The 22,735-nt window shown below is 44.8% G+C and carries 24 protein-coding genes; 23 read left to right on the plus strand and 1 reads right to left on the minus strand.

Annotated features, from left to right (window positions below):
- The first annotated feature begins 93 nt into the window (after positions 1–93).
- The 23 genes from sixA (at position 94) to QQK21_RS06250 (ending at position 21,339) form a co-directional block, all read left to right on the plus strand.
- Complete coding sequence (sixA, locus tag QQK21_RS06140; RefSeq protein ID WP_284191315.1) at positions 94–558, plus strand: phosphohistidine phosphatase SixA; 465 nt, start codon at positions 94–96, stop codon at positions 556–558.
- 158 nt (positions 559–716) lie between these two features.
- Entirely contained in the window at positions 717–2,810 is a 2,094-nt protein-coding gene (gene flhA, locus QQK21_RS06145; RefSeq protein WP_284191316.1) for a flagellar biosynthesis protein FlhA, read from the plus strand.
- Positions 2,811–2,842: 32 nt separating this feature from the next.
- Positions 2,843–4,330: a flagellar biosynthesis GTPase FlhF gene (flhF, locus tag QQK21_RS06150; RefSeq protein WP_284191317.1), complete on the plus strand. Its 1,488-nt coding sequence runs from the start codon at positions 2,843–2,845 to the stop codon at positions 4,328–4,330.
- 13 nt (positions 4,331–4,343) lie between these two features.
- Complete coding sequence (locus QQK21_RS06155; RefSeq protein WP_284191318.1) at positions 4,344–5,231, plus strand: MinD/ParA family protein; 888 nt, start codon at positions 4,344–4,346, stop codon at positions 5,229–5,231.
- Positions 5,224–5,958: an RNA polymerase sigma factor FliA gene (locus QQK21_RS06160; protein WP_284191319.1), complete on the plus strand. Its 735-nt coding sequence runs from the start codon at positions 5,224–5,226 to the stop codon at positions 5,956–5,958. The genes QQK21_RS06155 and QQK21_RS06160 overlap by 8 nt, the downstream gene beginning before the upstream one ends.
- A 45-nt stretch (positions 5,959–6,003) precedes the next feature.
- On the plus strand, positions 6,004–6,372 hold the full coding sequence (gene cheY, locus QQK21_RS06165; protein ID WP_114786770.1) for a chemotaxis response regulator CheY: 369 nt from the start codon (positions 6,004–6,006) through the stop codon (positions 6,370–6,372).
- Between the two features lie 40 nt (positions 6,373–6,412).
- Positions 6,413–7,132: a protein phosphatase CheZ gene (locus QQK21_RS06170; protein ID WP_284191320.1), complete on the plus strand. Its 720-nt coding sequence runs from the start codon at positions 6,413–6,415 to the stop codon at positions 7,130–7,132.
- A gap of 9 nt (positions 7,133–7,141) precedes the next feature.
- Positions 7,142–9,325, plus strand: coding sequence for a chemotaxis protein CheA (locus tag QQK21_RS06175; protein WP_284191321.1), 2,184 nt, complete (start codon positions 7,142–7,144; stop codon positions 9,323–9,325).
- A 24-nt stretch (positions 9,326–9,349) separates the two neighbouring features.
- Positions 9,350–10,456: a protein-glutamate methylesterase/protein-glutamine glutaminase gene (locus QQK21_RS06180; RefSeq protein ID WP_284191322.1), complete on the plus strand. Its 1,107-nt coding sequence runs from the start codon at positions 9,350–9,352 to the stop codon at positions 10,454–10,456.
- Positions 10,457–10,465: 9 nt separating this feature from the next.
- Positions 10,466–11,242, plus strand: a complete 777-nt coding sequence (locus QQK21_RS06185; protein WP_284191323.1) for a ParA family protein — start codon at positions 10,466–10,468, stop codon at positions 11,240–11,242.
- The gene (locus QQK21_RS06190; protein ID WP_284191324.1) at positions 11,235–12,239 is read left to right on the plus strand and encodes a chemotaxis protein CheW; all 1,005 of its coding nucleotides are present in this window, start codon (positions 11,235–11,237) and stop codon (positions 12,237–12,239) included. The genes QQK21_RS06185 and QQK21_RS06190 overlap by 8 nt, the downstream gene beginning before the upstream one ends.
- A 37-nt stretch (positions 12,240–12,276) precedes the next feature.
- Entirely contained in the window at positions 12,277–12,771 is a 495-nt protein-coding gene (locus QQK21_RS06195; RefSeq protein WP_284191325.1) for a chemotaxis protein CheW, read from the plus strand.
- A complete protein-coding gene (locus QQK21_RS06200) occupies positions 12,771–13,271 on the plus strand; it encodes a DUF2802 domain-containing protein (RefSeq protein ID WP_284191326.1) in 501 nt (166 codons plus the stop codon). Before QQK21_RS06195 ends, QQK21_RS06200 begins: the two co-directional genes overlap by 1 nt.
- Before the next feature lie 186 nt (positions 13,272–13,457).
- Positions 13,458–14,084: a cytochrome c biogenesis heme-transporting ATPase CcmA gene (gene ccmA, locus QQK21_RS06205; RefSeq protein ID WP_284191327.1), complete on the plus strand. Its 627-nt coding sequence runs from the start codon at positions 13,458–13,460 to the stop codon at positions 14,082–14,084.
- Entirely contained in the window at positions 14,081–14,749 is a 669-nt protein-coding gene (gene ccmB / locus QQK21_RS06210; RefSeq protein WP_284191328.1) for a heme exporter protein CcmB, read from the plus strand. The genes ccmA and ccmB overlap by 4 nt, the downstream gene beginning before the upstream one ends.
- 108 nt (positions 14,750–14,857) lie before the next feature.
- Positions 14,858–15,610 carry a heme ABC transporter permease gene (locus QQK21_RS06215; protein WP_284191329.1) on the plus strand — a complete coding sequence of 251 codons (753 nt, stop codon included), beginning with the start codon at positions 14,858–14,860 and terminating at the stop codon, positions 15,608–15,610.
- 4 nt (positions 15,611–15,614) lie between these two features.
- A complete protein-coding gene (gene ccmD, locus QQK21_RS06220; protein ID WP_284191330.1) occupies positions 15,615–15,821 on the plus strand; it encodes a heme exporter protein CcmD in 207 nt (68 codons plus the stop codon).
- Positions 15,818–16,303, plus strand: coding sequence for a cytochrome c maturation protein CcmE (gene ccmE, locus QQK21_RS06225; protein WP_284191331.1), 486 nt, complete (start codon positions 15,818–15,820; stop codon positions 16,301–16,303). The genes ccmD and ccmE overlap by 4 nt, the downstream gene beginning before the upstream one ends.
- A complete protein-coding gene (locus tag QQK21_RS06230; protein ID WP_284191332.1) occupies positions 16,300–18,258 on the plus strand; it encodes a heme lyase CcmF/NrfE family subunit in 1,959 nt (652 codons plus the stop codon). Before ccmE ends, QQK21_RS06230 begins: the two co-directional genes overlap by 4 nt.
- Entirely contained in the window at positions 18,258–18,812 is a 555-nt protein-coding gene (locus QQK21_RS06235; protein ID WP_284191333.1) for a DsbE family thiol:disulfide interchange protein, read from the plus strand. Before QQK21_RS06230 ends, QQK21_RS06235 begins: the two co-directional genes overlap by 1 nt.
- Positions 18,809–19,291, plus strand: a complete 483-nt coding sequence (locus QQK21_RS06240; protein ID WP_284191334.1) for a cytochrome c-type biogenesis protein — start codon at positions 18,809–18,811, stop codon at positions 19,289–19,291. The genes QQK21_RS06235 and QQK21_RS06240 overlap by 4 nt, the downstream gene beginning before the upstream one ends.
- Positions 19,288–20,505 (plus strand): c-type cytochrome biogenesis protein CcmI, encoded by a 1,218-nt coding sequence (ccmI, locus tag QQK21_RS06245; protein ID WP_284191335.1) that lies wholly within the window; start codon positions 19,288–19,290, stop codon positions 20,503–20,505. Before QQK21_RS06240 ends, ccmI begins: the two co-directional genes overlap by 4 nt.
- Before the next feature lie 72 nt (positions 20,506–20,577).
- Positions 20,578–21,339, plus strand: a complete 762-nt coding sequence (locus tag QQK21_RS06250) for an MlaA family lipoprotein (RefSeq protein WP_284191336.1) — start codon at positions 20,578–20,580, stop codon at positions 21,337–21,339.
- 68 nt (positions 21,340–21,407) lie between these two features.
- On the opposite strand, the gene QQK21_RS06255 is transcribed toward QQK21_RS06250, so the two are convergent.
- The gene (locus tag QQK21_RS06255) at positions 21,408–22,718 is read right to left on the minus strand and encodes an outer membrane protein transport protein (protein WP_284191337.1); all 1,311 of its coding nucleotides are present in this window, start codon (positions 22,716–22,718) and stop codon (positions 21,408–21,410) included.
- Positions 22,719–22,735 lie beyond the last annotated feature (17 nt).

Raw genomic sequence — 22,735 nt, forward strand, 5'->3', positions numbered from 1 at the left:
CCCCTTGATATAATTGTCGGTCTTTTGAGACATATGTGGCACTATTATCAAGACATATTTTTTGCCCCAGAATCGTTATTTTAGGAATCATTAATGAAAATACTCATCATGCGTCATGGTGAAGCTGAACATTACGCAAATTCAGACGCTGAACGCGCTCTGACCAAGAAGGGTAAACAAGAGTCGATAGAAGCGGTAAAGCAGTGTGTAGAGAATGGGTATACACATCTGGATTTGGTGCTGGTGAGTCCTTATCTGAGAGCACAACAAACTTGGCAAGCTGTGGCATCTCATTTTTGTGCAAAACAAATTAAGGTTTGTGACGATATTACTCCGTATGGTGATGCGGGTCGTGTGGGTGATTACATTTCTGCAATTGCAGAAGTAGAGCAGCCCACATCTATCTTGTTAGTTTCTCATTTGCCGCTAGTTGGGTATTTAACATCGGAGCTTGTCCCAGAATTGGCGCCGCCCATGTTTCCTACTTCTGGGATTGTCGGCATCGAGTATGATATTGAACGTCGCAAGGGGGAATTGGTGTTAAATATTCGCCCCTAAATCAATTTTATTTTATGTATGTTGCAGTACGCGCTATTAACCGATAGGTGTTCTTAGTCGCCTTACGTAGTAAGCCATAAAATTGACATTTTATCTGGACTAATATTTGCATAACCATCTAAGTCATTAATTCGGGTTGAATAATACCGTCTGCCACTATGAAATTTACATTACCATTTGCTGATAAGTTACCTCAGATTCCCCAACGAGCGATGCCTGCGATAGGGGCGCCTATTATGGTGTTGGCAACGTTAGCAATGGTCGTATTACCCATACCTCCATTTCTTCTAGACTTGTTTTTTACCTTTAATATTGCCCTAGCTATGGTGGTGTTACTGGTCACTGTCTATACACGACGGCCACTGGATTTTGCTGCTTTTCCTACAGTACTTCTTATCGCTACTCTGTTACGTTTGGCGTTAAACGTTGCGTCCACTCGAGTTGTATTGCTTTATGGTCATGAAGGCACGGCTGCGGCAGGTAGCGTTATCGAAGCATTCGGTAGTGTTGTAATCGGTGGCAACTATGCTGTCGGTTTAGTCGTGTTCCTTATCCTAATGATCATCAACTTTATGGTTGTGACTAAGGGTGCTGGTCGTATTTCTGAAGTGAGCGCTCGATTTACCTTAGATGCATTGCCTGGTAAGCAAATGGCAATAGACGCTGATCTTAACGCGGGTTTGATTGATCAGGACCAAGCACGAACACGACGCCAAGAAGTGACTAAAGAAGCGGATTTTTACGGTTCGATGGATGGTGCATCTAAGTTTGTTAAAGGTGATGCGATTGCAGGTATTTTGATCCTCTTTATCAATATCATCGGTGGCCTCACTATTGGAATGATCCAATATGACTTAGCCTTCGGACAGGCAATTCAAATCTATACCCTGCTAACTATCGGTGATGGTCTTGTGGCACAAATTCCATCACTTTTGTTATCTATTGGCGCGGCGATAATGGTCACCCGTCAAAATACTGATGAAGATATGGGGCAGCAGGTCGTTTTTCAAATGTTTGATAACCCGAAAGCATTGATGATAACGGCTGGTATTCTTGGTGTCATGGGTTTGGTGCCGGGCATGCCTCATTTTTCTTTCTTGTTTCTCGCGGTATTAGCAGGAGGTGGGGCCTATTGGATCCATAGGAAACAGAAGCAAAATGCGGACAAAGCCAAGCTTCCAGCCAGTAAAGATCAAGAAGCGCCAACACCAAAAGAACTATCGTGGGATGATGTTCAACCTGTTGATATTATAGGACTTGAAGTAGGGTATCGTCTGATTCCTTTGGTTGATAAAGATCAAGGTGGAGAGCTACTTGAGCGAGTTAAAGGGGTTCGTAAAAAGCTTTCTCAAGACTTTGGTTTTCTCATTCCTGCGGTGCATATTCGCGATAACCTTGAGCTCACTCCCAACAGCTATCGAATTACCTTGATGGGAGTGGCTGTTGGTGAAGCAGAAATTCGACCAGACATGGAGTTGGCGATCAATCCGGGGCAAGTTTATGGCGTGGTTGAGGGAGAGCCAACCATTGACCCTGCGTTTGGTTTAGAAGCGACATGGATTAAAGGTGAGCAGCGAGAGCATGCACAAGCACTAGGCTATACGGTTGTCGATTCATCAACGGTTCTGGCGACCCACTTAAGCCAGCTTCTGACCAATAATGCCTCGCAACTAATTGGCCATGAGGAAGTGCAGAACTTACTTGAAATGCTTGGTCGAAGTACGCCGAAATTAATTGAGAGTTTTGTACCTGATCAGCTCCAGCTCGGTGTTGTAGTTAAGGTGTTACAAAATCTGCTCAATGAGGCTGTGCCAATAAGGGACATACGTACCATAGTTCAGACTTTGGCTGAATATTCGAGTAAGAGTCAAGAACCTGACATTCTAACCGCCGCAGTTAGAATTTCCTTAAAAAGATTAATTGTTCAAGAAATCAATGGGATAGAGTCGGAGCTGCCAGTAATTACCCTAATTCCTGAATTGGAACAGATATTGCACCAGACAATGCAGGCGTCTGGAGGAGAGTCTGCTGGAATCGAGCCTGGTTTGGCTGAGCGATTACAATCTTCATTAACTCAAGCGACTCAAGAGCAAGAGTTGAAAGGGGAACCAGCGGTACTTCTCACCTCTGGTGTATTGCGTTCTACACTGGCAAAATTTGTGAAGAATACAATTCCATCATTGCGAGTACTCTCCTATCAGGAGATTCCAGATGAAAAACAAATACGTATCGTTCAAGCTGTTGGTAACTAAATAGTGTACGTGCGAAAAGATGGATACTGATTTTGAAGATTAAACGATTTTTTGCTAAGGACATGCGCACCGCTTTGCTGCAAGTAAAGAGTCAGCTTGGCGATGATGCGGTTATCATGTCGAATAAAAAAGTCGCTGGTGGCATAGAAATTGTTGCAGCGGTTGACAATGAAACGGCTGCTGCGCGTTCAGCGGCTAAAAAAGCATCGCAGCCCAGTTCCAGTAATCCACGAGCGGCAGCCACGCAGAGTACTACTAGCATCAAACAGCGTACGTTAGAAGAAGACAGAGTCAGCTTACAAGCCAAAGCTGATAATGGTTCAATGACAAAACGTTTTGCTCATATGCTCAAGCAATACAGTAGCGCAACCGCCGTCTGCAATGAGGATAATGAAGAGACTAATGCGGACTCACTCTCGTCACTGATGAAACGGCAGGAGCGCCAAGCGAAGCTGCGTAATGAAGTTAATGGTGTAAAACTTCGCGAAGACTCTCCTTTGGCCAAGCTTATCGCTCAAGATAATAAAATGCCGGAACAGCGCTCTCGGCTTGATCCCAGTCGTTATGAACGTAATCGTAATGATGACTCTGGTGCGAGCAGTGAAGATTTTGAAGAAATGCGCGAAGAGATGACGTCTATTCGACGATTACTTGAGCATCAAGTTTCAGGACTAATGTGGCAAGAAGTCGAGCGTCGAGAGCCATTAAGGGCCATGTTAATCAAGCGGTTAGAACGAATGGGAGTGTCTGCTGATCTCGCTGACCAGCTCGCCTGTTATATTCCTGAAGACACGCCACCAACAAAAGCTTGGAAGGCGCTATTGGGTCTGGTTTCAGATCAGGTTCCCATTGCTAAACAAGATATCCTAAAACGGGGGGGAGTGGTTGCTTTACTTGGGCCCACAGGTGTCGGAAAAACAACAACAGTGGCTAAACTTGCGGCTAGAGCTGCAATGGAATATGGCTCAGACAATGTCGCGCTGGTTACAACAGATACGTATCGAATAGGGGCGCATGAGCAGTTGGCAATTTATGGGCGTATTATGGGATGTGCAGTAAAAGTTGCTAAAGATTCCAAAGAGTTAGCCGATGTAATTCATCAGTTGAGAAATCGCCGTCTCATCCTTGTTGATACCGCTGGTATGGGGCAAAGAGATGTACGTTTGTCTGAACAACTCGATACATTGATGCATGAAAGTGGTGAAGTCATTCATAGCTATTTGGTATTGCCAGCAACTGCTCAGAGAAAAGTATTGCAAGAGACGATCGATCATTTTCAGAGGATTCCTCTTTCAGGGTGTATCCTTACTAAGTTGGACGAATCTTTAAGTCTTGGTGAATTTGTTAGTGTTGTTGTTCAAAACGCGCTGCCGGTAGCATACATCGCTAATGGACAAAGAGTCCCAGAGGATATAGTGATCGCGCAGCCCAAATACATGGTAGCCAAGGCAAACGAATTGTTAGAGAAGTCGACAGATAATGAGCCTCACTACTGGAATAGTGAAGTAGAACGGTTCTAGGCGGCGGACGATTATGACGAAGAATATGATACAAGACCAAGCAAGCGGATTACGCCGCTTAACACAACCCTCTGTTACTAAAGTGATTGCAGTCACAGGGGGAAAAGGTGGAGTAGGTAAATCTAATGTGACCTTAGGGCTAGCCATATGCATGGCTCGTCAGGGTAAAAAAGTCATGGTGTTGGATGCTGACCTTGGTTTGGCAAATGTTGATGTGATGCTTGGAATACGCTCAAAGAAAAATCTTGGCCATGTACTTGCTGGTGAATGTGAACTCAAAGATGCTATTGTTGAAGGACCATACGGAATTAAAATAATCCCGGCCACATCGGGTACTCAGGCAATGACAGAGTTGTCCCATGCGCAGCACGTAGGACTTATCCGTGCTTTCGGTAGCTTAGAAGATGAGATGGACATATTACTCATCGATACCGCGGCTGGAATTTCTGATATGGTGGTGAGCTTTTCTCGTGCCGCTCAAGATGTGGTTGTCGTGGTTTGTGATGAACCCTCATCGATTACAGATGCTTATGCGTTGATCAAGCTCTTAAGTAATGAACATCAAGTTCAAAGATTTAAAATTGTTGCTAATATGGTCAGAAGCTATCGTGAAGGAAGAGAATTGTTCGCAAAATTGACATTGGTCACAGAGCGATTCCTGAATGTTAGTATTGAGCTCGTAGCATGTATTCCATTAGATGATAAAGTTCGACAAGCGGTTAAAAAACAAAAGATTGTTGTGGACGCATTTCCTCGTTCACCAGCTTCACTAGCTCTCGGGTCGTTAGCAAATAAGGCATTAACTTGGCCAATTCCTAAAACACCGAGTGGACATCTGGAGTTTTTTGTAGAACGCTTACTTCATAGAACAGAGATGTTAGAGGAACCATTTGGTGAATAAGGCATTGACCTATGACCAATACGCAAATCAAGACAGCCGACGAGCATTTCTAGAAAAATACTCAGTGCTCGTTAAACGCATTGCTCATCATTTACTCGGTCGTCTACCACCGAGTGTTCAAGTTGAAGATCTTATCCAAGCGGGAATGATAGGTCTGCTTGAAGCTCAAAAAAATTATGATGGGAGTAAGGGGGCAAGTTTTGAAACCTATGCTGGCATTCGTATTCGGGGTGCTATGCTTGATGATATACGTCGTGGAGATTGGGTGCCTCGTTCTGTCCATAAAAACAGCCGAGAGATTAGCCAAGCGATTTCACAACTAGAGGGTGAGCTCAACAGGGATCCTACCGATGCAGAGGTCGCCAAACGAATGGAGATGACTCTAGAGCAATATCACAATGCCTTGGCGGATATCAATTGTTCTCGTCTGATAGGTATTGACGACTTAGGGGTGTCAGAAGATGCGATTTCTCATGAAGACTCAGATGAAGAAAATACCCCGTTTAAAGGGGTGGCAGATGAGTATTTTCGCAACGCTCTGATAGAATCAATAAAATCACTACCTGAAAGAGAAGCTCTTGTTCTTTCGCTTTATTACGATGAAGAGTTAAACTTGAAGGAAATCGGCGAAGTAATTGGTGTTAGCGAGTCACGAGTTAGCCAAATACTGAGCCAATCAATGCAACGTCTACGCACAAAGCTTAGTGTTTGGACAAACGATGACTAGAAATCACTGACATAGAACTCAGTGGAGGCAATTTTGAATAAAAATATGAAGATCCTTATTGTTGACGACTTTTCAACAATGCGCCGTATCGTTAAGAACTTACTTCGCGACTTGGGTTTCAACAATACGCAGGAAGCGGACGATGGCTTAACGGCGTTACCAATGCTCAAAAAAGGTGATTTCGAATTTGTTGTGACAGATTGGAACATGCCTGGTATGCAGGGCATAGACCTTCTAAAGCATATTCGTGCCGATGATGAGCTAAAACATTTACCTGTACTCATGATTACTGCAGAAGCGAAGCGTGAACAAATTGTTGAAGCTGCGCAAGCGGGTGTAAACGGATACATAGTAAAACCGTTTACGGCTGCAACACTAAAAGAAAAATTAGATAAAATCTTCGAACGTTTATAAGTCAAGAAATTGACGCAGGGATGCGAAAGGCCAATTCAGAATGATTTCATTAGAGCAGGCAAAGCACCTCGTAGAGTTGTTAGAAAGTGAGCAGCAGGAAGAAGCTGACAAACTTGTTATGACTATACAGGAAAAGTCACCCAATCCAGTCTTTCAGGAGATAGGTGAGCTAACTCGTGATTTGCATGAGTCGCTAAAGCAATTCACTGTGGATGACCGTATCAACGCAATCGCGAACGCAGAGATTCCTGATGCGAGGGATAGGCTTCAGTACGTGATTGATAAAACTGAGACAGCAGCAAATAAAACCATGGATGCTGTCGACAAATGTATGCCGATTGCAGATAACCTTCATGAGGGCTTGCTGAAAGTGCGCCCACAGTGGAATGAATTGATGCATGGACGTATCGAGCTTGCTGAATTTAAAGCTCTTTGCCATCGTATAGATGAGTTACTAGGCGAAGTTGAAGGGGATAGCTCTGAGCTAAGAGGACAATTGACTGAAATTCTCATGGCACAGGACTTCCAAGATTTGACAGGTCAGATTATCAGTAGAGTGATTACACTGGTTAATGAAGTAGAAGGTCGACTGGTAGAAATTCTGACCGCATTTGGTACAACTCAGCTTGAAGAAGTTGAACATAATAAAAATAAATCATCGATAGACCCAGAGGGGCCAATACTCAACGCTCATGAAAGGGAAGACGCAGTTGCATCACAAGATGAAGTTGACGACTTACTCTCGAGTCTTGGGTTTTAGAGGTAACTTATGAGCTATGAATTAGACGAAGATATTCTACAGGACTTTTTGGTTGAAGCAGGGGAAATACTAGAGCTTCTCTCAGAGCAGCTGGTAGAACTTGAAAATAATCCAAATGACAAGGATCTGCTCAACGCCATTTTCCGAGGGTTTCATACGGTTAAAGGTGGGGCCGGATTTTTGGCCCTGTCAGAGCTGGTAGATACCTGTCACGGTGCGGAAAATGTGTTCGATATCTTACGTAATGGACAACGAGAAGTTTCGTCAGGTCTAATGGACACTATGCTGACGGCCTTGGATACTGTTAACTCACAGTTTCAGGCTGTGCAGGACAGAGAGCCTCTCCCCAAAGCAGATCAGTCACTATTGGATGAACTGCATCGTCTAAGTAAACCTGAGTCAGCTGATGAAGCGGTGCCTGAAGCAAGTGCTCCTGTTGAAGCTGCGCCTGAACCTGTAGCTGAAGAGCCTGCACCAGCAGTGGAACCTGCTGCGCCAAGCGGTGATGGGGATTCCGGAGGTTCTATCGATGAAATCACCCAAGATGAATTTGATAAGTTGCTAGACGAACTTCATGGTGAAGGCACCTCACCTACCGCCGCCGCTGAATCAGCTTCAGAGGCCCCTTCTGCCAGTGCGGCTGGAGGTGATAGTGGCGATATTACCGATGATGAGTTTGAAAAACTGTTAGACGATCTCCACGGTTCAGGAAAAGGGCCAGGAGATGGAGCGGACTCACCACCTGCCGAAACAAAGGCGGATGCAGCGCCTCAAGGCGGTGACGATGGGTTAATGACTGACGATGACTTTGAAAAATTACTCGACGATCTTCATGGTTCAGGGAAAGGTCCTTTGGAGTCAGCCGATAAACCTGCTTCTGAGAGTGCAGCCCCTGCTGCCAAAGCTGAAGCACCGGCAGCAGCAGCCCCTCCGCCACCAGCTCCGGAACCCAAAGCACCACCACCACCGGCTAAGAAGGAAGCTGCCCCACCAGCACAAGCTAAAAAGCCTCAAGCTGAAGCGACAGTTCGCGTGGATACATCAACGCTTGATACTATTATGAATATGGTGGGTGAGCTTGTACTGGTTCGCAATAGATTACTGAGTTTGGGTCTGAACAGCAACGATGAGGAAATGTCGAAAGCTGTGGCAAACCTCGACGTAGTGACCGCCGATCTTCAGGGTGCCGTAATGAAGACGCGGATGCAGCCGATCAAAAAAGTATTTGGTCGCTTCCCTCGCGTAGTACGAGATATAGCCCGTACTCTTAAAAAAGATATTAACCTTGAGATGCGTGGTGAAGAAACTGATTTGGACAAAAACTTGGTTGAAGCACTAGCCGATCCACTTATTCACTTGGTTCGTAACTCTTTAGACCACGGTATAGAGATGCCCGAAGCCCGAGTGAAAGCGGGAAAACCGCAGCAAGGGAAAGTGATTCTCTCTGCTTCACAGGAAGGTGATCATATTGAACTAGCGATCGTCGATGATGGTGGAGGTATGGACCCAGAGAAACTGAGGGGAATTGCTGTTTCTCGTGGGATGATGGATGAAGATGCGGCGTCACGTCTGACTAATAATGAATGTTTTAACCTTATCTTTATGCCGGGCTTCTCAAGTAAAGAAGAAATCTCAGATATTTCAGGACGTGGTGTGGGAATGGACGTGGTGAAAACCGCCATCAGCACACTTAATGGTTCGATTGATATTGATTCCGAGTTAGGTAAAGGAACCAAAATTACCATTAAGGTGCCTTTAACTCTGGCTATTTTGCCAACCTTAATGGTTGGGGTTGCTGGTAATCCATTTGCCTTACCTTTGGCAAGTGTCAACGAAATTTTCCATCTTGATTTAAGCCGGACCAATGTGGTAGATGGTCAATTGACCATAATCGTCCGAGATAAATCGATTCCCTTATTCTATCTACAGAATTGGTTGGCACCTAAATCCAAAGATATGGAACGTCGTAAAGGGCACGGACATGTTGTTATCGTTCAGATTGGCAGTCAGAGAGTAGGGTTTGTCGTTGATACCCTCATAGGACAAGAAGAAGTCGTAATTAAACCTCTTGATAGTATGCTTCAGGGCACGCCGGGTATGGCGGGTGCGACAATAACTAGTGATGGGCATATTGCTCTGATTCTGGATGTCCCAGATTTGCTTAAGCAGTATGCGGCTGCTTCTCGAATCTAAGTCGTAGAATAATAAAGGAAAGCTATGGCGATTAAAGTTTTAGTGGTTGATGATTCGAGTTTTTTTCGTCGCCGGGTCAGTGAGATAATAAACTCAGACCCTCGTTTAGAAGTAATGGATGTGGCGACTAATGGTAAAGAGGCTGTTGATAAAGCTCTACGATTGAAACCGGATGTGATCACAATGGACATCGAGATGCCAGTCATGGACGGGATCACTGCCGTTCGTGAAATTATGGCCAAAGGTCCAGTGCCAATATTGATGTTTTCATCCTTAACCCATGATGGAGCAAAAGCGACACTGGATGCCTTAGATGCCGGAGCTTTAGATTTTTTACCTAAGAAATTTGAAGACATTGCTCGAAATCGTGATGAGGCTGTATCTTTACTCCAGCAGCGCGTGCTGGAAATTTCATCACGTCGCAGTCTCATGCGCAGACCTGTCGCAAAGCCGACAACACCTGCAGCAAAAACGCCATTGTCAGCTTCTGCTCAAAGACCCACACCAACGATGTCAAAACCTTCTTCCATGGCACGTTTTAAATCAACTGGCAAGCGTTATCAGCTTACTGCCATAGGCACATCTACAGGTGGTCCGGTTGCACTACAAAAAATTTTAACGCAGTTGCCTGCTAATTATCCTCATCCGATTTTGCTCATACAGCATATGCCAGCAACTTTCACCGCTGCTTTTGCGAGTCGTTTGAATTCATTATGTAAGATTCAGGTTAAAGAAGCTGAGGATGGAGACTCCCTTAAGCCCGGAGTCGCCTATCTTGCCCCTGGTGGCAAACAAATGATGGTCGACGGTCGCCCAGGCGCTGCAAAATTGCGCGTGATTGATGGCGGTGAGCGAATGAATTACAAGCCATGTGTTGATGTAACTTTCGGCAGTGCGGCCAAAATTTATTCCGATCAAGTGCTTTCAATGGTCCTAACAGGCATGGGAGCGGATGGCCGAGAGGGGGCTCGGATGTTGAAAAGCGCAGGAGCAACAATTTGGGCACAAGATGAGGAGAGCTGTGTGGTGTATGGTATGCCACAGGCCGTTGCTAAAGCTGGTCTTTCAACGGAAGACCTACCACTAGATCGTATAGCAGAGCGAATGCTAGTTGAAGTCGGTTTGTCCTAGGGGTAACGCATGATTGTTTGGAGTATTGCAAACCAAAAAGGTGGCGTCGGAAAAACAACGACGACGATCACACTTGCGGGTTTGCTAAGCAAGCAGGGTAAACGAGTCTTATTAGTTGACACTGACCCTCATGCATCTCTTACCACCTACTTGGGTTATGATCCAGATGGAGTAGCGACAAGCCTGTTTGATCTTTTTCAGCTTAAGGACTTTTCAGAAGACAGTGTTCTACCTTTGATAATGAAGTCAGATGTAGAAGGTATTGACATCGTTCCTGCGCATATGTCGCTTGCCACGCTAGACCGAGTGATGGGAAATCGTAGTGGCATGGGGTTGATACTTAAACGAGCCTTGACGGCAATTGAACAACACTATGATTATGTTTTAATCGATTGTCCACCTATACTCGGAGTGATGATGGTAAATGCATTGGCGGCAAGCAATCGTATCTTGATTCCGGTGCAAACTGAATTTTTGGCAATGAAAGGTTTAGAGCGAATGGTGCGTACATTGGCCATAATGCAGAAATCACGCAATAACCCATTTAACGTCACTATTGTGCCTACGATGTACGATAAACGGACTAATGCATCACTGCAAACTTTACAAAAGCTAAAGAAAGATTATCCAGATCAGGTTTGGACTTCTGCTGTACCAATAGATACGAAGTTTAGAGATGCTAGTCTAAAACATCTTCCCGTTTCACATTTTGCTTCTGGAAGTCGAGGCGTTTTTGCCTATAAGCAGCTATTAATTTACTTAGAAAGGTTGGCAGTGAATGAGTAGCAACACGTTGATTTCAAGTGAACAGGCGCTGGAAGAATACTTTTCGGCTCTTTTGGATGAGTCGTTGGAAGATGATGAGAAGCTTGAGGTTCTTGAGGTTAATGACAGTGGCCAAGACCTGCTACTTGATATGGAGCCTGCTCCTCAATCAGTAGAAGAGAATCAAAATTATGCGTCACCGACAGTTGAAATTGAATTGCCAAATCTTGAGGATGTTGAGCGACTTCTTGAGCAGTTAGAGTCAACCAATCCAGTCGCTGAACTTCATCTTGAAGAGGTAATGGAGCAGAACACTGCTCAAATATCAGAATCAAATACGGTTGTTGAAGAAGTTCAAGAGTGGCCACTTGAAGAGCCAGAGTTAGCACCTGAGATAAAAGAGGTTACTCCTGAGATCCAACCAGATCCTATAGAGGAAGAAATCGCTCAACCAAATGTCGAAGCTAAGCTAGAGCAACCAGAAGTCGAAATTCTTGAAGAAGTCGTTGTAGGGCCTGAAGTCCAACCCGGTGGTAATGATGAAAAGGTGTGGCAGTCAACCATTCGAGACTATGAGTTTCAGGTTCTGTATTTTGATGTCAATGGTGTAACCTTTGCTGTTCCCCTTGATGAACTAGGTGGTATTCATCGTATCGCTGAGCTTAACCATCTTATTGGCCGCCCTGACTGGTACCTAGGATTGCAAACAGGCCGTGATGCCCAGCTTGATGTGGTAGATACGGCAAAATGGGTGATGTCTGAAAAGTTAACTGATGAAACCTATAAAGATAAATACCAATATATTGTCATGCTGGATGAAAGTATGTGGGGATTGGCTTCAACACAGTTGATGGGGACTGAATCTATCAATCCAGAGAAGATACGCTGGCGGAAAACCGCAGGAAAGCGTCCTTGGCTTGCGGGAATGGTCAAAGAAAAAATGTGTGCTTTGATACATGTTGAAGCATTGATAGCTATGCTTAATGCAGGACTTGATGTAAAAGCCTTGGACAAATAAAACGTTTATGCCGATTTTGGCTTAGAGAGGAATAGGTATGTCTCAAACTAATGAAGTCGAAGTGAGAAAGGATCAGTCAAACGACGAAGTACTTCAGTGGGTGACGTTCCAGCTAGAAGAAGAAACTTACGGTATCAATGTAATGCAAGTGCGAGAAGTACTGCGTTATACCGAAATCGCTCCAGTTCCCGGTGCACCTGATTATGTTCTAGGGATTATCAACCTGCGAGGTAACGTTGTTACTGTCATTGATACCCGTTCACGCTTTGGCTTGATGCAAGGAGATATCACAGATAATACCCGAATTATTGTGATTGAATCTGAGCACCAAGTGATTGGAATTCTAGTTGATAGTGTTGCAGAAGTTGTGTATTTGAGGTCGTCTGAGATTGACACTACGCCAAGTGTTGGTACCGATGAAAGCGCCAAGTTCATTCAGGGTGTCAGCAACCGTGATGGTAAGTTGCTAATCCTTGTTGATTTGAACAAACTACTTACTGACGAAGAATGGGATGAGATGGCCCATCTATAATGGAAGAAGTTGTTTTGGCCAATACTCCTGCAATCGCAGGAGTGGTTATATTGGCGGTAGTTATTCTCTTTACAGTCATTGTATTACGTTTAAAGAAAAGTCAGAGCATTATGTCTGACCAGTGGCGACAGAAGAATCGGTATTTGGACAAAGAGCTGCAAAAAGCGAATAAACAATTACTAGAAGTTCGTTCTGTCGTGGTTGGTTTAGGACAAAAGGCTAGCGAGCAACAAGACCTTATCCAACACCTAAGTGAGAGAATTTCGGAGCTTGAGCAAGTAGATGGCGATGGACGTTTGTATGCAAGGGCTTCTAAAATGGTCCAACTTGGCGCAGATGTTAACGAGCTGATAGAAGAATGCGAATTACCAAAAGCTGAAGCTGAATTGATGTTGTCTCTGCAAAAGAAAATCGCAGGTAAAGAAAAAGTCCCTCCTCTTAGTTCCGATTCTGAAACTAATCATGTATCAATGGCAAAGAAAAGTAGAAGAAAATTTTGAGTGCAAATTATAGGATGTCTAAGGCATCCTTTTTTATGTCGCAATAAGTAATCTGAACCTGTACAAAATATAGACAACTATTTACATAAACTTACTGAGTTTCGTGATGACTGACGGCCCAACTCTATGTTGTGTCATTACGGCTGTGTTACTATACCGCCACAGATTTTAATCCAATGAATACTCATGTTAGAAGCATCCCAGCTTACCGCCATTAGAGATAATAGAGTTTTATTCGACTCACTGTCATTTACGCTGAACAGCGGTGATTTAGTGCAAGTGGAAGGGCGAAATGGCTCGGGTAAGACAACCTTGCTACGCATTATCACTGGGCTTGCGGATCGTGACGGTGGTGACGTACTCTGGAATGGAGAAAGCATTGAATCCAATCGAGATACATACCATCAAGACTTGCTGTTCTTGGGACATCAAACGGGAATTAAGCGCGAGTTAACCGCATACGAAAATTTACACTTTTATCTTAGTATTCACTCTACTAGTACGTTCGACAAGGCAAGTCTATATCACGCTTTGCTGAAGGTTGGACTGGTGGGACGTGAAGACGTGCCTGTAGCGCAGTTGTCTGCTGGGCAGCAACGCAGAGTGGCGCTTGCCCGTTTGTGGTTAAGTGAACATAAACTTTGGGTGCTCGATGAACCTTTAACCGCAATTGATAAACAAGGTGTGTCGGTTCTGGAGTCACTTTTTCTTGATCATGTTGATAAGGGAGGCATTGTTTTGTTGACCACCCATCAAGACATGTTTGTCAATCAACCTAAGCTTAAAAAAATTGTATTAGGTAATCCGTCATGATCAGTGCAATGAACAGCATCATTCGGCGTGAGCTGCTAATAGCATTTCGCCGCCAAGCAGATGTTTTTAATCCACTATGGTTTTTTGTCATAGTGATCACCTTGTTTCCGTTAAGTGTCGGTCCCGAGCCCAATTTGCTGGCTCGTATTGCTGCCGGTATTGTTTGGGTGGCGGCACTCTTGTCTGCTCTTCTTTCTTTGGAGCGTTTGTTTAGGGACGATTTTCAAGATGGGGCATTGGAGCAATTGATGTTAATGCCATTGCCGCTGCCGTTTGTTGTTATATCTAAAGTGATTGCACACTGGATATTGACAGGCCTGCCTTTGATTTTAATCAGCCCTCTTTTGGCCATTTTGCTTTCTCTTGATGTCAATGCGTGGTTAGCCGTGGTAGCAACACTATTGGTTGGTACTCCGACATTGAGCTTTATCGGTGCGATTGGGGTTGCACTGACTGTGGGGTTGCAAAAAGGGGGAGTATTGTTGAGTCTACTGGTTCTCCCACTGTATATCCCAATACTGATATTCGCAACTTCAGCGATTGATGCTGCTTCTTTGGGAATGGCGTATAAAGGTCAGTTGGCGATTCTTGGGGCCATGTTAATTGGCTCGATGACATTGACCCCATTTGCAATCAGCTCAGCACTGAGGGTCAGTATCAATTAAGTGGGCAGTTAATGAGTGCGGTATGCTCTTTAATTGGCGGCAGAATAAATATATTTCAGTCTTACCTATAGAGACGAAAACAACATTGAAGCGAGAGTGAGAATAACAATGTGGAAGTGGCTCCATCCTTATGCCAAGTCGGAAATGGCCTACCAATTATGTGGTAAGTTGCTACCTTGGTTTGCGATATTGTCGTTACTGCTTTTATCGATAGGCACGATGTGGGGGTTAGCCTTTGCCCCCTCTGATTATCAGCAAGGGGATAGCTTTAGAATAATATATATCCATGTCCCTTCAGCGATTTGGTCGATGGGGGTGTATATGTCAATGGCTATCGCCGCTTTTATTGGTCTTGTTTGGCAAGTCAAACTATCGGATATGGCAGCATCTGCAATGGCCCCTATTGGTGCCGTGTACACCTTTATTGCATTAGTCACGGGGTCTATCTGGGGTAAACCCATGTGGGGTGCATGGTGGGTATGGGACGCTCGCTTAACCTCTGAACTCATTCTTCTATTTTTGTACTTAGGGGTTATTGCTCTCTATCACGCATTCGACGATCAAAGGATGGCGGCTAAAGCTGCTGGGATTTTGGCCATTGTAGGTGTAGTGAACTTACCCATTATTCATTTTTCAGTAGAGTGGTGGAATACGCTTCATCAAGGTGCAACCATCACCAAATTTGCCAAACCATCTATCTCTAGTGACATGCTATGGCCACTTTTGATTAATATCTTAGGTTTTGCCTTTTTCTTTGCTGCATTGACTATGGTTCGCTTGCGTAACGAAATTATACATAAAGAAAGTCATCGGCCATGGGTCGCAGCTATCGCTAATGCCAAATTTGAAGGAGGGAAATAAGCCAATGCATTTTGATTCTTTGGGTGATTTTCTTGCTATGGGTGGCTACTCTGCTTATGTTTGGAGCGCCTTTGGTATTACGTTTGGCTCAATGTTTGTTTTACTTTGGGTCAGTGTTCGTCGTGGTAAGCAATTGTTAACTGACGTTCAGTTAAAGAAAGACAGGCAAGCCCGCATTGATGCTGCGAAAAATACGGAGAATACATTATGAATCCAAGACGCAAAAGACGGTTAGGGATTGTACTTGCCATTTTCATCGGTATCAGTGCCACTATTGGTCTTATGCTGTATGCGTTAAACCAGAACATGGACTTATTTTACACCCCCACTGAGTTGGTGAATGGTAAACCGGATGGAACCAAACCAGAAGTCGGTCAACGACTGCGTATCGGTGGAATGGTTGTCAAAGGCTCAGTAAAACGAGATCCCAACTCACTTCAAGTTGCGTTTGAACTGCATGATGTTGGCCCCAAGGTGACGGTGCTTTATGATGGCATTCTTCCTGATTTATTTAGAGAAGGGCAAGGTATTGTTGCGCAGGGGGTGCTAAAAACTCCGACCACAGTTGAAGCTTTTGAGGTGCTGGCTAAGCATGATGAGGAATACATGCCGCCGGAGATTGCTGAAGCCATGAAGAAAAACCACCAGCCGCTTGAGTACAGCGAGCAACAAAAACAAGGGAGTGATCAATGATTGTTGAGATTGGTCATTTTGCCCTTATTGTTTCACTAGCGATGGCGGCGCTACTGAGTATACTGCCCTTGCTCGGTGCGTCGAGAAACAATACCGTATTAATGAATACCGCAAGACCTTTGTCTTGGGGGATGTTCCTGTTACTTGCGCTCTCTTTTGGTGTACTACTTTGGGCATTTTATACCAACGATTTCACCCTTATCTATGTCGCCACGAACTCAAATAGTCAATTACCTTGGTATTATCGCCTTACCGCAGTTTGGGGAGCACACGAGGGCTCATTGTTGCTATGGGTGCTTATCCAAGCAGTATGGACAGTTGCAGTCGCAACGTTTAGCCGAGGAATGCCTCAGGAGTCAGTTGCGCGAGTACTTTCTGTGATGGGAATGATAAGCGTCGGGTTCTTACTGTTTATCATTGTGACCTCTAACCCTTTTGTCAGAGTTTTGCCTTATTTTCCGGTTGATGGGCGGGATCTTAACCCTCTATTACAGGACCCAGGGCTGATTATTCACCCTCCTATGCTCTATATGGGATACGTTGGATTCTCGGTTGCTTTTTCCTTTGCTATTGCGTCACTAATGACTGGGCGTCTCGATACCGCATGGGCGCGTTGGTCTCGCCCATGGACAACAGCGGCTTGGCTGTTTTTGACCTTAGGCATCGCTTTGGGATCATGGTGGGCATACTACGAATTGGGCTGGGGCGGTTGGTGGTTTTGGGACCCAGTTGAAAATGCGTCTTTTATGCCGTGGCTTGCTGGTACTGCATTGATGCATTCATTGGCAGTGACGGAAAAAAGAGGCACTTTCAAAGCTTGGACAGTACTGCTGGCTATTTCTGCATTTTCTCTGAGTTTATTGGGGACGTTTTTAGTTCGTTCTGGCATCTTGGTGTCAGTGCATGCTTTTGCCTCTGATCCATCAAGGGGGATGTTCATTCTTGCGTTTCTTGTGTTTGTTATTGGCGGCTCACTATTACTTTTCGCTTTTAAGGGCTCTAGGATTCGTGCCCGAGGTGACTTTGAGCTGGTTTCGAGGGAAAATACGCTGCTTGTCAACAATGTCCTTCTGATTGCCGGATTAGTTGTTGTGCTGGTCGGTACACTCCTTCCTCTTGTACATAAACAAATAGGTCTAGGCTCCGTATCTATAGGCGCACCATTTTTTAATCTTTTGTTTGCATGGTTAATGGTTCCTTTTGCTTTCTTTTTGGGAATTGGCCCTCTTATTCGTTGGAAGCGAGACAACTTCACCAGTTTAGTCAAGCCAATCCTGATTTCGGGGATCGCTTCATTGATTCTGGCCTATGTCTTAGTGTTATTGCTTGCCGATTTCTTCCAGTTTATGGCTTATCTTGGCTGGGTAATGGCACTCTGGATTATTTTTATGCATGGCTTTGAGCTTCATCAAAGAGCCACGCATCGGCACAGCTTTCGTCTCGGCGTGACTAAGCTTCAGCGCAGTCACTGGGCAATGATGTTTGGTCATATTGGCCTTGCTGTGAGTGTTATTGGTATTGCTATGGTGCAGAACTACAGTATAGAGCGAGATGTACGTTTGGCTCCGGGAGAAAGTTATCGTGTTCAGGAATACGATTTTTACTTCAAGGGCTTAAAGGATAAGAATGGTCCTAATTATGATGGCTATGTTGCTGAATTTAAGGTCAGCCACCAAGGTAACTATATAAATACGCTGCATGCAGAAAAGCGCTTTTACAGTACGGCGCGTTCCATGATGACCGAAGCTGCAATAGATAGAGGTGTCACTCGCGATCTTTATATCGCAATGGGAGAGCGATTGGATGACGATAAATCTTGGGCGGTGCGCATCTACTACAAGCCTTTCGTACGATGGATATGGGCAGGGGCGATACTGATGGCTTTTGCTGGTGCGATAGCAATCAGTGACAAGCGTTATCGTTTTAGAAAAAGTGCCAAGTTGCAGGAGGCGTAATGCATAAAAAATTATTATTTATTCCGCTGCTGGTGTTTTTGGGCTTAATCGCTGTATTTGCCACTCAGTTATTTCGAAATTCTCATGGTGATGATCCAACTAAGCTGGAATCTGTTCTTATTGGCCAGCCAGTGCCGCAATTTAAGCTCGAAGATTTAGCTGAGCCGGGCAAACTTTACGATCAATCGATTTTTAAAGGTGAGCCACTGTTATTGAACATTTGGGCGACGTGGTGCTCAACTTGTTATGTTGAGCATCAATACTTGAACACACTGGCATCCCAAGGCGTAAAGATTATCGGTATGAACTACAAAGATGATCGTACTAAGGCTGTGAACTGGTTGGATAAATTGGGCAATCCATATCTGATCAGTTTGTTTGATGGTAGTGGTATGCTCGGCTTAGATTTAGGCGTGTATGGTGCACCTGAAACTTTCGTGATCGATGCTCAAGGTGTCATTCGCTATCGCCATGCCAGTGATGTCAACGAGCGCAGTTGGAATGAGGACATCAAACCTATTTATGACCAGTTGATAGAGGAGGCTAAGCAGTGAAAAGCGCTCTGTTTGTAATACTTTTTGGCATCTTTCTATCTTTTTCCACCTATTCAGCGATTCAAATCTACGAATTTGAGGATTTGGATCAGGAGCAACAGTTTAAAGAGCTCAGTAGTACGCTTCGCTGTCCTAAGTGTCAAAATAATACTATTGCAGACTCAAATGCAGGGCTCGCTGTTGATATACGGCAAAAAGTTTATGAAATGACCAAGCAAGGTAAATCCAAGCAGGAGATCGTCGATTATATGGTGGCGCGGTATGGCAACTTTGTCACTTATAAGCCGCCCTTTACCCCTGCGACAGCGATTTTATGGGTAGGGCCTATGCTGGTGGTTATGTTAGGTTTTGGTTTTATCATTGCTCGCTCACGTAAAAGGCACTCTTCAACCGAAGAAAGCATGGTTTGGGATCAAGAAAAAGAAACGCGTTTAAAAACTTTGTTGGAAGAAGAACATGATGGGGAGAAGCCACAATGACGTTATTTTGGGTCGCTTCTGCTATTCTCATTTTGCTCAGTTCCGTGTTAATTGCAATACCGATTATTCGTAAAAAAGCCAATACTGACGATGTGTTACGCGATGAGCTCAACAAGGCACTGTATAAAGATAGGGTATCTGAACTTGCCGAGGAAACCCGTAGTGGTATCGTTGATGATCAGCAAGAACTGGTTAATGACCTCAAGTTATCACTATTGGATGATGTTCCTAACCACCAATCAAGCAAGGCCAGACGTTCGATAACCCCTTTGGCCGTACTACTTCCCTCTATAGTGTTTGTTATTGCACTCTCTTACGGCATGTATTTTAAATTTGGTGCCTCGGGTAAGGTTGAAGAGTGGCAACAAGTCAGTGCTAACTTACCTGAGTTATCTAAAAAATTGCTTGTGCCTGAGGGGGCTGTACTAAGTGATGATGAAATGCGCGATCTTACTCTTGCTCTGCGTACTCGTCTCTATTACCACCCAGACGATTCAACCGGTTGGCTGCTACTGGGTAGAATCGCCTTGGCCAATCGGGATGTGATAACGGCTATTGGTGCGATGAAAAAAGCCTACAAACTTAAACCTGATGACGATGATGTTAAGTTGGGTTATGCACAAGCCCTGATGTTGTCACAAGAGGAACTTGATCAAACTGTGGCACGCCGCATTTTAGGGCAACTAGTGCAAAATGATTACGTTGATTTGCGCGTATTCTCATTATTGGCATTCGACGCGTATGAGAGAGCAGATTATACTGCTGCCATTCGTTACTGGAAAGTCATGCAGCGCATGATTGGGCCTGAAGATGGTCGCTATTCAATGCTGGTACAAAGTATTGATAATGCTCAGCAGCAATTAGCGACGTCTACAGCCAGTGACAAGTCAGTGTCTGTGACGATTGCTGTGAGCGATCAGGTTAATATCGAGCCAAACTCAGCCTTGATTGTGTCCGTTCATAGTGCTGATGGTTCACCTATGCCAGTTGCAGCAGCAAGGTATCCTCTGGGTAGTTTTCCTCGAACTGTGGTTCTTGATGACACCAATAGTATGTTACAAGATCGTAAGCTATCCTCTTTGGAGTCACTATTAGTACGTGTTCGGCTGGACAAAGATGGAAATGTTGCCACTAAGCAAGAAGACTGGTTTGGTGAAAGTGAAGTGGTTAAAATGGGACAACCTGTTTCAGTTACCATTGATCGTCAATATTAAGCAAGCCAAACATTAAAATTGATAGAGGAGGCCGGGGCACATGCTACCGGCCTTTGTGTGGAAAATAAAATAATGAAGAGTGTTCCGTCCCATTTGTGGGCAATGTTTTTTGGTGTCATGTTTTTGATGGGCTGTGCCAGTGCGCCCCAAGATTCTGCGTCAGCTGAGTCAGATGTTAACGACCCGCTTGAAGGGTTTAACCGCACTATGTGGGCGGTAAACTACGATTATTTGGACCCTTACTTTGTCAGGCCAGTTTCCTTGGCGTATGTCAATTATGTTCCTAGTCCTGTTCGCCAAGGTATTGCGAATTTTCTGGGTAATCTTGATGAGCCAGCAAGTATTGTGAATAACTTGATTATGGGGAATGGTCATAAGGCGATTGATCACTTTAACCGTTTTTGGATTAACAGCACCTTTGGTTTACTTGGCTTGATTGATGTAGCGTCAGCGGCTGGAATTACGCACCATAACGATAAATCATTCGGTGACGCTGTGGGTCATTATGGTGTGGGTAACGGGCCGTATGTCATGGTGCCTGGTTACGGCCCATGGACGGTAAGAGAGTCCGCTGATTTAGTCGATAGTACTTATGTTCCGCTGTCACTTTTGAATATCTGGGCTGGTTTGGGAAAATGGGCTTTAGAGGGCATGGAAACGCGAGCATCGCTGGTTTCCCAAGAAGCATTACTTGATAACTCCCCTGATCCTTACTTGTTAACGCGAGATGCGTATCTTCAAAGTCAGGACTTTAGTGCTGAAATTGAAAAGCCAGAACAATTTGATGCAGAAGAAGAAGCTTATCTTGATGAATATCTCGATGAAGATTTCTAATCAAAAAGCTTGGTCAGTTGACCAAGCTTTTTTGTTTCATCCCAATTGAATTTGAAGCCTTGGTTGGCTCAAAATCGATAGCTGGCCTGAACACCAATAAGCCAAATATTCCCGGTGGTTTCGCCAACAAACTGGCCTGCCACTTGTTGCGCGATATCATCAGAGGCATAGCCGCGTGATTCGGTGATGGGGGCATCTTTGGCTAGAATGTAGGTTAATCCGCCATCTAGGGTAAAGTCTTGAGTAACGTCGTAACTGGCGCCTAGGCTTAGCCAAGTGCGATCGGTTTCTGGGATGGTAATGGTGCGATTTTTATCACTCACCGCAGAAGTGTCGTAGGCAATACCGGTGCGAAGCGCCAGTTTGGGGTCTAGCTGATAAGTTGCGCCTAATGCTAGGCGATAGTTATCTTGCCAGTTTTCAACTTTGACCATCTTGCTGCCAAATGTGTTTAATTGGGCTTCCAATTTTTCAAAGCTGCTCCAATCTGTCCAGTTTAGGCTGGCATGGATGGCGACTTTTTCGGTCAATTGATGAAAGCTTGCCAGCTCAGCTGTGGCGGGCAGGGCAAGATCCATAGTGCCGCTATCGCGATTGCCACTACTTAGACTGAAATCAAATCCTGCACCTGTGGCATAGCCTTCAAGTTTAAGTTGAACTTCGGATTTGTAGCTAACGCCAATACGGTGATCTTGGTTGATTTGCCAAGCCGCGCCAACTTGCCAGCCCCAAGCGTTATCTTCGCCTTGCATATATTTGAGGTCTGTACCTTGAGTAAAAGAGTAAATATTGTTTGCTGGCGCTTTCGCCCCAAAGCTGCCTTCGCCCATCACATAGCGAACACCGCCACCAAGACTTAGCGCTTGATTGACTTGGTAGGCAGCGTTGAGGTTGGCTTCCATTGTGGTCACGCTGGCTTGATTGCCAAAATGGGCAGCGGCGAAATCATTACCTAAATTGGTTTCCATACCGTAGTTGGTCCCTAGTGCAAAACCAACCGCGACTTGGTCTGAATATTTATGTGAGATGTAGACGTTAGGGATTATGGCATCATCAGCAAAATCAGATTTAGCGGCATGGCTTGTGGGCAAACTTGGGTTAGCAGATTGAGAGCCATCCACAGTGCCATCGACATCGACATTTGGGTTGACATAAATAGCCCCAAGCGATAGCTGCGTGCCATCAAGATAGGTGAGCATTGCGGGGTTGCGCCACTGAGCACTGGCGTTATCTGCCATCGCCGCTTCACCTGCATAAGCGCGGCCAAGGCCAGTGGCTGAGTATTCGGCCAACTGAAAACCAGCCGCTGTGGCGGTATGTGAAGCCGAAATAAGGCCTGCGGCCACGGCAAGGGAGAGAAAAGTAATTGTTGTTTTCATGGTATTTGTCGCTGACT

The sequence above is a fragment of the Vibrio zhanjiangensis genome, from assembly GCF_030161235.1.
GTDB lineage: Bacteria > Pseudomonadota > Gammaproteobacteria > Enterobacterales > Vibrionaceae > Vibrio > Vibrio zhanjiangensis.